Source organism: Candidatus Zixiibacteriota bacterium (genome assembly GCA_040753495.1).
Classification (GTDB): domain Bacteria; phylum Zixibacteria; class MSB-5A5; order GN15; family PGXB01; genus DYGG01.
The window spans coordinates 1-9,728 of the sequence record JBFMEF010000091.1 but is presented as its reverse complement, the minus strand read 5'-3'; the positions used below and the strand labels follow the sequence as shown (position 1 = coordinate 9,728).

20 protein-coding genes are annotated in these 9,728 nt (G+C 52.5%); all 20 read right to left on the bottom strand.

The features are described from left to right. Positions 1-513, bottom strand: a 513-nt coding sequence (map, locus tag AB1690_05780; protein ID MEW6014812.1) for a type I methionyl aminopeptidase, incomplete at its 3' end; no start/stop codon positions are given. After that, positions 510-1,169 carry an adenylate kinase gene (locus AB1690_05775; protein ID MEW6014811.1) on the bottom strand — a complete coding sequence of 220 codons (660 nt, stop codon included), beginning with the start codon at positions 1,167-1,169 and terminating at the stop codon, positions 510-512. The genes map and AB1690_05775, both read right to left, overlap by 4 nt. Continuing rightward, positions 1,169-2,476 carry a preprotein translocase subunit SecY gene (gene secY, locus AB1690_05770; GenBank protein MEW6014810.1) on the bottom strand — a complete coding sequence of 436 codons (1,308 nt, stop codon included), beginning with the start codon at positions 2,474-2,476 and terminating at the stop codon, positions 1,169-1,171. The genes AB1690_05775 and secY overlap by 1 nt, the downstream gene beginning before the upstream one ends. Then, positions 2,476-2,919 carry a 50S ribosomal protein L15 gene (gene rplO / locus AB1690_05765; protein MEW6014809.1) on the bottom strand — a complete coding sequence of 148 codons (444 nt, stop codon included), beginning with the start codon at positions 2,917-2,919 and terminating at the stop codon, positions 2,476-2,478. Before rplO ends, secY begins: the two co-directional genes overlap by 1 nt. An 8-nt stretch (positions 2,920-2,927) precedes the next feature. Then, positions 2,928-3,113, bottom strand: a complete 186-nt coding sequence (gene rpmD / locus AB1690_05760) for a 50S ribosomal protein L30 (GenBank protein ID MEW6014808.1) — start codon at positions 3,111-3,113, stop codon at positions 2,928-2,930. Between the two features lie 24 nt (positions 3,114-3,137). After that, the gene (rpsE, locus tag AB1690_05755; protein ID MEW6014807.1) at positions 3,138-3,623 is read right to left on the bottom strand and encodes a 30S ribosomal protein S5; all 486 of its coding nucleotides are present in this window, start codon (positions 3,621-3,623) and stop codon (positions 3,138-3,140) included. A gap of 23 nt (positions 3,624-3,646) precedes the next feature. Next, a complete protein-coding gene (gene rplR / locus AB1690_05750) occupies positions 3,647-4,018 on the bottom strand; it encodes a 50S ribosomal protein L18 (protein ID MEW6014806.1) in 372 nt (123 codons plus the stop codon). Positions 4,019-4,032: 14 nt separating this feature from the next. Next, positions 4,033-4,575, bottom strand: coding sequence for a 50S ribosomal protein L6 (gene rplF / locus AB1690_05745; protein ID MEW6014805.1), 543 nt, complete (start codon positions 4,573-4,575; stop codon positions 4,033-4,035). Positions 4,576-4,590: 15 nt separating this feature from the next. Then, positions 4,591-4,992: a 30S ribosomal protein S8 gene (gene rpsH, locus AB1690_05740; GenBank protein MEW6014804.1), complete on the bottom strand. Its 402-nt coding sequence runs from the start codon at positions 4,990-4,992 to the stop codon at positions 4,591-4,593. A 27-nt stretch (positions 4,993-5,019) separates the two neighbouring features. Then, a complete protein-coding gene (locus AB1690_05735) occupies positions 5,020-5,205 on the bottom strand; it encodes a type Z 30S ribosomal protein S14 (protein ID MEW6014803.1) in 186 nt (61 codons plus the stop codon). An 11-nt stretch (positions 5,206-5,216) separates the two neighbouring features. After that, positions 5,217-5,756 (bottom strand): 50S ribosomal protein L5, encoded by a 540-nt coding sequence (gene rplE, locus AB1690_05730; protein ID MEW6014802.1) that lies wholly within the window; start codon positions 5,754-5,756, stop codon positions 5,217-5,219. Between the two features lie 12 nt (positions 5,757-5,768). Continuing rightward, the gene (gene rplX, locus AB1690_05725; protein MEW6014801.1) at positions 5,769-6,104 is read right to left on the bottom strand and encodes a 50S ribosomal protein L24; all 336 of its coding nucleotides are present in this window, start codon (positions 6,102-6,104) and stop codon (positions 5,769-5,771) included. 2 nt (positions 6,105-6,106) lie between these two features. Beyond that, positions 6,107-6,475: a 50S ribosomal protein L14 gene (gene rplN, locus AB1690_05720; GenBank protein MEW6014800.1), complete on the bottom strand. Its 369-nt coding sequence runs from the start codon at positions 6,473-6,475 to the stop codon at positions 6,107-6,109. 35 nt (positions 6,476-6,510) lie between these two features. Beyond that, the gene (rpsQ, locus tag AB1690_05715) at positions 6,511-6,765 is read right to left on the bottom strand and encodes a 30S ribosomal protein S17 (GenBank protein ID MEW6014799.1); all 255 of its coding nucleotides are present in this window, start codon (positions 6,763-6,765) and stop codon (positions 6,511-6,513) included. A 13-nt stretch (positions 6,766-6,778) separates the two neighbouring features. After that, entirely contained in the window at positions 6,779-7,045 is a 267-nt protein-coding gene (rpmC, locus tag AB1690_05710; GenBank protein MEW6014798.1) for a 50S ribosomal protein L29, read from the bottom strand. A gap of 1 nt (position 7,046) precedes the next feature. Next, positions 7,047-7,469 carry a 50S ribosomal protein L16 gene (gene rplP / locus AB1690_05705; GenBank protein ID MEW6014797.1) on the bottom strand — a complete coding sequence of 141 codons (423 nt, stop codon included), beginning with the start codon at positions 7,467-7,469 and terminating at the stop codon, positions 7,047-7,049. Between the two features lie 22 nt (positions 7,470-7,491). Further along, entirely contained in the window at positions 7,492-8,457 is a 966-nt protein-coding gene (rpsC, locus tag AB1690_05700; protein ID MEW6014796.1) for a 30S ribosomal protein S3, read from the bottom strand. Between the two features lie 20 nt (positions 8,458-8,477). After that, entirely contained in the window at positions 8,478-9,005 is a 528-nt protein-coding gene (rplV, locus tag AB1690_05695) for a 50S ribosomal protein L22 (protein ID MEW6014795.1), read from the bottom strand. A gap of 14 nt (positions 9,006-9,019) precedes the next feature. After that, positions 9,020-9,310 carry a 30S ribosomal protein S19 gene (gene rpsS, locus AB1690_05690; GenBank protein MEW6014794.1) on the bottom strand — a complete coding sequence of 97 codons (291 nt, stop codon included), beginning with the start codon at positions 9,308-9,310 and terminating at the stop codon, positions 9,020-9,022. Positions 9,311-9,324: 14 nt separating this feature from the next. Beyond that, positions 9,325-9,728: 50S ribosomal protein L2 (rplB, locus tag AB1690_05685; GenBank protein ID MEW6014793.1), on the bottom strand; the 404-nt coding region annotated here is incomplete at its 5' end.

The window sequence follows — 9,728 nt, the reverse complement described above, 5'->3', positions numbered from 1 at the left end:
CCCGATACCATGACCGGTCAACTCCCTGACAACGGAATATCCGGCGGCTTCAGCGACCTTCTGTATAGCCGACGAAACCATTCCGAGCCGATTGCCGGGTTGCACCTGCTCGATTCCGGCTTCTAATGAACGCCGGGTGACCTCCAGAAGTTTCCTCTTTTCCGCGGAAATCTCCCCTACCGGAAAAGTCCTGGCGGCGTCGCCATAGTAACCGTCAACTATCGCTCCGAGGTCAACCGAGACAATTTGGCCCTCGGTGAGGATTCGCCTGCCGGGGATGCCATGGACGACCTCCTCATCTATGGAGATGCAGGCGGTCGCGGGAAAACCGCGATACCCTTTAAAAGCCGGTCGAGCGCCGTGGGACAAAATAAAATCTTCCGCCATTTTGTCAAGGTCTTCGGTGGATACCCCGGGTTTAATCTCTTTTTCCAGCATTTTCAAGGTATCGCCTACGATTTTACCGGCTTTTCTCATTATCTCTATCTGTGCATCTGTCTTTTTAATTATCATGCCTTATTAATCTTGGCAATTTCCGCCAGAAGACTTTCCGTTATCCGGTCCGGTCCGCCGCCGTTGTCCTTAATGGCAGCCAGGATGGACTCTTTCCGGTAGAAATCAACTATCGGTTCGGTCTGCTTCTTGTAGACGTTGAGACGATTTTTGACCACCTCTTCCTCATCGTCGGGACGTCGCAGAAGGCGGGCGCCATCGTTATCGCAAATTCCCTCTTTCTTGGGGAGCTGCATAGGATAATTATATCCGGCGTTGCAGGTCGGACAATAGTACCGTCCGGACAGCCGCTTGATGACTTCCTCGTCGGTTACGTCCAGCAGAATTGCTCGATGAATTGCCTTTTGGTTTCGGGCGAACATGACTTTCAGCGCTTCCGCCTGCGGAATTGTCCGCGGGAAGCCATCCAGTATGAATCCATTATTAAGGGCGCCCGATTTCAATTTCTCTTCTATCAAACCTATAATCAGGTCATCCGGCACCAATTCGCCGGCCTCCATATATTTTTGCGCCTTTTTCCCCAGTTCGGTGCCGTTCTTCACCGCTTCCCGCAGGACATCGCCAGTGGATAGATGAAGCAGCCCGAGTTTGGCGGCGATTCGTTTCGCCTGCGTCCCTTTGCCTGACCCGGGAGGTCCCAGAAAGACCAAATTCATCAGTACGACCTCCCGCGAATTTTCCCTTTTTTCATAAATCCCTCGTAGTGGCGCATAAGGAGGTGCGATTCTATCTGCTGCAGCGTATCCAGCGCCACACCGACAACAATCAACAGTCCGGTGCCTCCAAAGAAGTAGTTGACGCCAAAGGAACTGATGAGTACCCAGGGCATAATAGCAATGATGGCAAAAAAGATGGCGCCGGGAAGGGTGATGCGGGTCAGAATCCGCTCGATATGTTCGGCGGTTTTCTTGCCGGGACGGATGCCCGGAATGAAGCCGCCGTTCTTGCGCATATTGTCGGCGATATCAATCGGATTGAAAACAATGGCGGTATAGAAATAAGCAAAAAAGACAATAATCAAACCATAAATAAGGGAATACCATAACTGACCGGGGCGCAGCCAGTCGGATACTATATTGGCGACCCATTCGGTATTGGGGAACAACTGCTGAACGGTCGCCGGCAGGAACATAATAGACTGCGCGAAGATAATCGGGATGACGCCGGCCGAGTTCACCGAGAGAGGCAGATGAGTGGTGGCACCGCCGTAGATTCTCCTGCCCACAATTTTGCGGGGGTACTGCACGGGCACTTTGCGTTGCGCCCGCGTAACCAGAATCACCGACGCCACTACCGCCACCATGGCCGCCACCAGTATGGCTTCGGTAAAGATAGAGCGGGTACCAAACCAGAGGTACTGCACTTCTTCAATGACCGCTTCCGGGAAGCGCGCCACGATGCCGATGAAGATGATGAGGGAAATACCGTTGCCGATGCCCCGTTCGGTTATCTGCTCACCCAGCCACATGATAAAGATGGTGCCGCAGGTAAAGGTAATCATGGTGATGATGACAAATTCGCCATAAGGCATATGCACGATACGCTGGCCATTGAAATCGAGAGTGGAAAGGAACTGCGCCGTTCCGAACGCCTGCAAGAGCGAAATGAGAACGGTCAGATAACGGGTGTACTGGGTAATCTTCCGTTTTCCTTCTTCTCCCTGTTTCTGCAGTCTCTGGAGATAAGGGACCACCGCCCCGAGTAACTGGAGCATAATGGAAGCGGAGATGTATGGCATAATGCCGAGGGCGAAGATGGTAGCATTGCGGAAAGCGCCGCCGGCAAAGAGGTCGAGCAAGCCGAAGATGGTATCGCTTCCGAGGGCCTGAGCCACCAGAGAGCCATCGACACCCGGTGTCGGGATATGTCCGCCGATACGATAAACCACGAGCAAAGCGAAGGTAAAAAAGATTCGCTTGCGCAGTTCTTCAATTTTGAAGATGGATTGGAAGGTACTGAGCACTAAATCACCTCGGTTTTTCCGCCGGCGGCTTGAATTTTCTCAATCGCCGACCTGGAAAACGCCGCTGCCTTCACATGCAATGCCGCATCTACTTTTCCCATTCCCAGAATCTTGACGGGCAGACGGGTCGATTTAATAATCCCTAATTCTTTCATTTTATCGGGTGTAACTTCGCCTGCCGGGCATCGCGCCAGAAGGGTCAGATTGACAACCTGATATTCTTCCCTGAAAATATTGGTGAATCCGCGTTTGGGAATCCTTCTCTGAAGAGGCATCTGGCCGCCTTCGGACCATCTCTTCACTTTGGCGACACCGCCGGTGCGGGCTTTCTGGCCTTTATGACCGCGCGTGGAGGTTTTCCCCATGCCGCTTCCCGGTCCCCGCCCGACCCGTTTGCGCTGCTTGGTCGCACCCTGCGGGGGTCGCAATTCGGATAATTTCAATGAGGCCGTCATTCTTCTACCTTTTCCCATTTAACAAGGTGTTCTACTGACTTTATCATTCCGCGAACCTGCGGAGAATCATTGTGAAGCACCGTCCGACGCAGTTTGCCCAGACCGAGTGCGATAATAGTTCTCTTCTGAATCGCCGGTTTGTCAATAGTACTGCGAATCTGCGTAACTTTTAATTTTGCCATATTAACCTCGTCTCTGCGGTAAGATTAACCCCGCAGACGATATCCTTCCTGCTCTTCACGCGAGCGAAGTTCCAGAAGACCGTTCATGGTCGCCTTAACGACATTGTGCGGATTGCGGCTGCCGAGAGCTTTGGTCAGAATATCCTGAATACCGGCGGACTCCAGGACGGCCCTTACGGCGCCGCCGGCGATAACACCGGTGCCCGGCGAAGCCGGCTTAAGAATCACGCGCGAGGCGCCATAGATTCCCTGCACCTGATGCGGGATAGTGCCTTCGGGGGTGATGGTGACCTTTACCATAGCTTTCCGCGCCGCTTCGGTCCCCTTACGAATCGCCTCGGAGACTTCCGACGCTTTGCCGAGACCGATGCCGACCTTGCCGTTGCGCTGGCCCACCGCGACCAGGGCGGTGAAACTGAAACGGCGGCCGCCCTTTACAACTTTGGCGACACGGTTGACCTTAATTACCTTTTCCTCGAATTCGAGGTTATCCATTTCTAATCGAGCCAAGCTTCATACCTCTATAAAAAACATCAAAATTCCAAACCGGCTTTGCGCGCGGCATCGGCCAGGGCTTTCACCCGACCATGAAATAAGCTGCGATTGCGGTCGAAGGCGACCTTCTTGATTCCCTTATCGAGAGCCAGGCGGGCAATGACTTCACCCACTATCGCGGCCACATCCGTCTTTTTCATCTTGTCTTTTTTCTTGCTGACGACATCCTTCTGCAAGGAGGAGACCGCTGCCAGAGTTATCATCTTTTCGTCATCGATGATTTGCGCTTCAATATTCTTAAGAGATTTGTGTACGGTGAGACGCGGTCTTTCGGCGGTGCCGATGACGCGCCCCCGCACACGGGCTTTTCTCTTGGCGGCCCGGGATTTCTTTATATCATTAGAACGCATAGTACAGTTAACCTTTACTTACCGGCTGTCTTTCCGGCTTTGCGATGAATAATCTCCTCGGCATACTTGACGCCCTTACCTTTGTATGGCTCCGGAGGGCGCAGGGAACGAAGTTTGGAAGCCACCATACCGACCAATTGCTTGTCGGCGCCGGTGACAAAAATCTTGTTCTCTTTGGGAATCACCTGGAGCGTTACGCCATCGGGCGCCCGAAACAGTATCGGATGAGAATAGCCCAGATTCAATGTTAGGATTTTGCCGGTCAGTTCGGCGCGATAGCCAACCCCGACCAGCTCCAGGATTCTCTGATAACCGCTGGTAACGCCGGTGACCATGTTCTGAATCAATACCCGTGTCAGTCCGTGCAGAGAACGGTGCAATCTCAGATTGGACGGCCGGGAAACGGTAATCTGGCTGTCTTCGATTTTCACCTGTAAATCAGGATGAGGGCGCAGCTGGAGTTCCCCTTTGGGACCTTTTACCTGCAGCAGGCCGTTGTTGAATTCGACCTTTACACCTGAAGGTATTTTTACCGGAAGTCTTCCTACTTTTGACATACAATATATCCCGGCTTACCAGATACTGCAAATGGCTTCGCCGCCGAGCCGTTTCTCGTAAGCCTTAAAATTGGTCATTATTCCCTGCGACGTTGAGATTATAGTGATGCCGACCTGATTGCGCACGGTGCGCTTCAGCTCATCTGTGCTAAAATATTTTCTCAGACCGGGAGTCGAGACCCGGCGCAGTCCGCGAATAATAGGGTCGTCATCGCGGCTATATTTGAGATAGAGTCTCAAGATTCCCTGTTTATTGTCAGGCAGTTCCACCATATCTTTCAGGAATTTTTCCTCAATAAGCACCCGGGCGATTTCCCTCTTGATACGGGAGGCCGGGACATCAACCGCTTTTCGTTTTGCTTTTGAGCCGTTCCTGATTCTGGTCAGCATATCAGCAATGGGGTCGGTCATCGACATACAAACAACTCCTGTCTTTCCGCTTGACTACCAACTGGCTTTAACGATGCCCGGGATTTCCCCGGCCAGCGCCATCTGTCTGAAGCAGATACGGCAAAGCCCGAACCGCCGCATATAAGCGCGGGGGCGACCGCATCGCTGACAGCGATTATAGCGGCGCACCTGAAATTTAGGCGCCCGTCTCTGCTTCTCAATCAAACATCTTTTCGCCACTGTTTCTCCTGTTATTTACTGAAGGGCATTCCCATCTCGCTCAGTAACTGACGGCATTCTTCGTCATTCTTTGCCGTGGTTGTAATCGAAATGGTCATACCGCGAATCTTGTCGATTTTGTCGTAATCTATTTCCGGGAAAATAATCTGTTCCTTGATGCCCAGGTTGAAATTGCCACGTCCGTCAAACGACTTGGTTGAGATGCCGCGAAAATCGCGAATACGCGGGATGGCGACATTCATGAGCCGGTCCAGGAATTCATACATTCGTTCACGGCGCAGGGTAACGCGGGCGCCGATTTTGGCTCCCTTGCGCAGCTTGAAATTGGAAATAGATTTTTTCGCCAGCGTAAGAACCGGTCTCTGCCCGGTGATTTTAGCCAGGTCGTCGGCGGCCGCTTCCAGGGCTTTGGCGTTGCCGATAGCTTCGCCGACGCCGATGTTCACCGTTATTTTGCTCAACCGGGGAACTTCCATAGTCGAGCGGTACTTGTTCTGCTTGAGCAGTTTGGGCACCACTTCTTTATAGTAGTAATCTTTTAATCTTGCCATACCCAACATCCGTTATAATGCCTCGCCGCAGCGGCGGCAAAGACGAACTTTACTTTTCTTACCGTCAGTATCTTCAATGACCTTGTGGCTGATTCTGGTCGGCGCCGAACAGGCTTTGCAGAAGAGCGCCACATTGGCTCTATGTATGGGAGCTTCCTTGCGAACGATTCCGCCCTTGGGATTTCGGCGGGTAGGGCGGGAATGGCGCGCAATAATATTAACGCCCTCAATAATGAGACGGTTGCTTCCCGGAAAAACATGCAGGACTTTGCCGGTGCGAGGCTTCTCCACCGTGCCCCGGTCTTTTCCCCGTCTTATGACTACAATATCACCTTTTCTTATATTCATTTTTACAAAACCTCGGGGGCAAGGGAAATGATCTTCATGAACTGCTTCTCTCTTAATTCACGCGCCACCGGTCCGAAGATACGGGTGCCGCGCGGCTCTTTCTGTTCATTGATGATGACCGCGGCATTGTCGGAGAATCTGATAATAGAACCGTCTCTTCGCCTGGTTTCCGATTTTGTCCGCACTACCACCGCTTTGCAGACTTCCGATTTTTTCACGGTTCCGCCCGGAATGGCATCCTTTACGGTCACCACGATGATATCGCCCAGACGGGCGTATCGTCTCTTTGTCCCGCCGAGTATTCGGAAACACATGACTCGTCGGGCTCCGGAGTTGTCGGCGACATTCAATTGCGTATATTCCTGTATCATTTTCTTGCTCCCGGCTCAAATCACGGCAGTAATCGCTATTTCGCTTTCTCTAAGATTTCAACCAGTCTCCAGCGTTTGGTCGCCGAGAGTGGTCTGGTTTCCATTATTCTGACCAGGTCACCGGCCCTGGCTTCGTTCTTCTCATCATGAGCGTAGAATTTGGAAAAGGTCTTAATGACGCGGCCATAGAGAGGATGTTTCATGGTCCTTTCGGTCTTGATGACGATGGTCTTATCCATCTTATCCGAAATGACCTTACCGACTCGTACCTTACGATTGCTTCTATTCATATTCGCCTAATCCTTATTCCGCTTTTCCGGTCTTATCTTCGGCCGTTCCTTTATCCAGTATGGACACGGGCGCCTTGACTATTTTTCTTTTGCCCAGACGGTCTTCCGAAAGAATGGTTTCAATTCGGGCGATGTCCCGTCGGAGAGTGCGCAGTTTGAGCGGGTTGTCGAGCTCTTTGAGAGTTTTGCGCATGCTCAAATTGAACAGCTCCTCGGCCATTTCGCGTTTCTTTTGAATCAATTCGTCGCGCGTCATATCACGCAAAGATACCATTTTCATATCATACCCCTTCAGTCTCGGAACGGGTCACGAACTTGGTTTTCATCGGCAGCTTATCGCCGGCAAGACGGAGGGCTTCTTTTGCCATCTGCTCATTGACGCCTTCGATTTCGAAGAGGATTCGTCCCGGCTTGACCACCGCCACCCAATATTCGGGAGCGCCTTTACCTTTTCCCATTCTCGTTTCGGCCGGTTTTTTGGTTACCGGCTTATCGGGGAAAATACGGATCCAGACTTTGCCGCCTCGTTTGATATATCGGGTCAAAGCGATACGAGCGGCTTCAATCTGGCGGTCGGTTACCCAGGCCGGCTCCAGAGATTTGAGACCGAATTCGCCGAAGGAGATAGCGCTACCGCGATAGGCTTTACCGGTCATTCTGCCGCGCTGCTGTTTTCTATATTTTGTTTTACTGGGCGTTAACATAACATTTACTCCCGCTTAAAGCCTATTCGGCGCCTTCTTTTTTGGGTGGAGGAGTCGGAGTTCCGCCGGACTGCGCCGGACGGGTGTCGCGATTCTGCTGGGGACGCCGGTCGCGCGGCTCCCGGCGGTCACCGCGAGGACCGCCCCGGTCATCGCCCGTTCCCAGGCGCGGACGGTCGGACTGTTCGCCGCCGCCTTCTCCGAACTGGTCGCGCCGGTCGGGACGACGGACACGCCCGCGGGGGCGACGTTTCCGTTGACGGTCATCACCCCGTCCCCGGTCTCTCCGTCCGCCTTCCAGTTCCATATCGTGACGGTCGGTCAGCGACTTATCCATATCTTCGCGTTCGGTCAGCTCTCCTCTGCCCATCACCATGCCGCGGCAGATCCAGACTTTGACTCCGATGCAGCCATAGGTGGTGTGGGCGGTGTCGGTCGCGTAATCGATGTCGGCGCGGAGGGTATGAAGGGGGACTCGACCCTCCATATATTTTTCCGTGCGCGCGATTTCAGCGCCGGCAAGACGGCCGCCGCAAAGAATCTTTATTCCTTCGGCGCCCATCTTCATTGTTCCGGAAATAGCTTTCTTCATCGCGCGGCGGTAGGAGATTCTACCTTCCAGCTGACGGGCGATGGTGTCGGCGACAAGTTTGGCGGAGAGTTCCGGCTTCTTGACCTCGATAATATTCAAGGAGATTTCTTTCTTGGTGAGCATCTGAAGCTCTTCACGAAGTTTATCCACTTCGGCGCCTTTGCGTCCGATGACAATTCCGGGGCGGGAGGTATGGATATCTACCGTGACTTTCTTGGGGGCGCGCAGAATTTCGACGCGTGACAATCCTGCTTTGGAAAGTCTGACATCGATATATTTTTTAATGCGCATATCCTCGTAGATGAGGTCAGCAAATTTCCTGTCAGCGAACCATTTGCTGTTCCAGGATTTTATGACACCGAGCCTGAACCCTATGGGGTGTGTCTTTTGTCCCAAAATACTCTCCTTATATATTCCTACTTATCTTCTTCTTCAGCAGCCTTTTCAACCGGAGCGGCATCAGTTTTTTCATCAACTTCAGGCTCCGCATCGGCTTTACCTTTGGCTTTACCTTTGGCTTTACCTTCTTTAGCCGTTGGCGGCTCTTTTTCGACTTTATCTTTTTTCGCCTTTGCCGCCGCCGTTCTCTCCTTAATTGGCTCCGGTTCGCCTTCTACTTCCACCATAACATGGCAGTAGCGCTTGCGAATCCGAAATACACGTCCCATCGACTGGAAGCGAATCCTTTTGGCGGTAGGAGCGCCGTCAATAAGAATTTTTGATATCGAAAGGTCTTCCGCTTTCAATTTGGCCGTTCCCACGCCGGCGATAGCGTTCGCCGCGGCCGCTTTAACCGTTTTGGCTAAAGGATGCGCGGCCGACTTGGGAGTATAATTTAAGATATTGAGAGCCTCCTGAACGGGCTTTCCCTTAATCAGGTCTGCCACCTGGCGCATTTTGCGCGGAGACATCTTCAAGAATCTGATTCGAGCACGTGCCTGCATCATGAGACTTCTTCCTATTCTTTAACGGCCGTAGAGCGTTCCGCCAATTTGCCGCCATGGCCGCGGAAAGTACGGGTGGGGGCAAATTCGCCCAATTTATGACCGACCATATTTTCCGTGATATAAATCGGGATGAACTTGTTGCCGTTATGCACCGCCAGCGTATGCCCGACAAAGTCGGGGGAAATCGTGGAGCGTCGCGCCCAGGTCTTGATTACCTTTTTCTCGCCGGTATTGTTCAAAGCAGTCAATTTCTTCAGCAACTTTTCGTCTAAATATGGTCCTTTTTTCAGTGACCGTGGCATTCCATCCTCCGCGTTTATTTCTTCTTTCCGCGTGGTTCAACAATATATTTGTTCGATTTGCGTTTACTTCTGGTCTTGAGACCTTTGGATTTGAGCCCCCAGGGGGAACAGGGATGCCGTCCGCCGGAGCTCTTTCCTTCGCCGCCACCCATAGGGTGGTCAACCGGATTCATGGCGACGCCGCGCACATGGGGGCGAATACCCCGCCAGCGAGACGCTCCGGCTTTGCCAATGGAGATATTCTTGTGGTCAGCATTGCCGATCTGCCCGATGGTACCATAGCAGTTCTGTTTCACCAGTCGCACTTCTCCGGAGGGCATTTTCAGGTGAGCGAATTCCCCTTCCTTGGCGACCAGCTGCACATAAGAACCGGCGCTGCGGGCGATTTGGCCGCCTTTTCCGGGTTGCAGCTCGACAT

Coding starts and splice junctions, on each gene's coding strand:
- AB1690_05775 (MEW6014811.1), bottom strand. CDS start 1,169: ATGAATTTGGTCTTTCTGGGACCTCCCGGGTCAGGCAAAGGGACGCAG.
- rpmD (MEW6014808.1), bottom strand. CDS start 3,113: ATGGCAAAATTAAAAGTTACGCAGATTCGCAGTACTATTGACAAACCG.
- rplR (MEW6014806.1), bottom strand. CDS start 4,018: ATGCGTTCTAATGATATAAAGAAATCCCGGGCCGCCAAGAGAAAAGCC.
- rplF (MEW6014805.1), bottom strand. CDS start 4,575: ATGTCAAAAGTAGGAAGACTTCCGGTAAAAATACCTTCAGGTGTAAAG.
- rpsH (MEW6014804.1), bottom strand. CDS start 4,992: ATGTCGATGACCGACCCCATTGCTGATATGCTGACCAGAATCAGGAAC.
- rplE (MEW6014802.1), bottom strand. CDS start 5,756: ATGGCAAGATTAAAAGATTACTACTATAAAGAAGTGGTGCCCAAACTG.
- rplX (MEW6014801.1), bottom strand. CDS start 6,104: ATGAATATAAGAAAAGGTGATATTGTAGTCATAAGACGGGGAAAAGAC.
- rplN (MEW6014800.1), bottom strand. CDS start 6,475: ATGATACAGGAATATACGCAATTGAATGTCGCCGACAACTCCGGAGCC.
- rpsQ (MEW6014799.1), bottom strand. CDS start 6,765: ATGAATAGAAGCAATCGTAAGGTACGAGTCGGTAAGGTCATTTCGGAT.
- rpmC (MEW6014798.1), bottom strand. CDS start 7,045: ATGAAAATGGTATCTTTGCGTGATATGACGCGCGACGAATTGATTCAA.
- rplP (MEW6014797.1), bottom strand. CDS start 7,469: ATGTTAACGCCCAGTAAAACAAAATATAGAAAACAGCAGCGCGGCAGA.
- rplV (MEW6014795.1), bottom strand. CDS start 9,005: ATGCAGGCACGTGCTCGAATCAGATTCTTGAAGATGTCTCCGCGCAAA.
- rpsS (MEW6014794.1), bottom strand. CDS start 9,310: ATGCCACGGTCACTGAAAAAAGGACCATATTTAGACGAAAAGTTGCTG.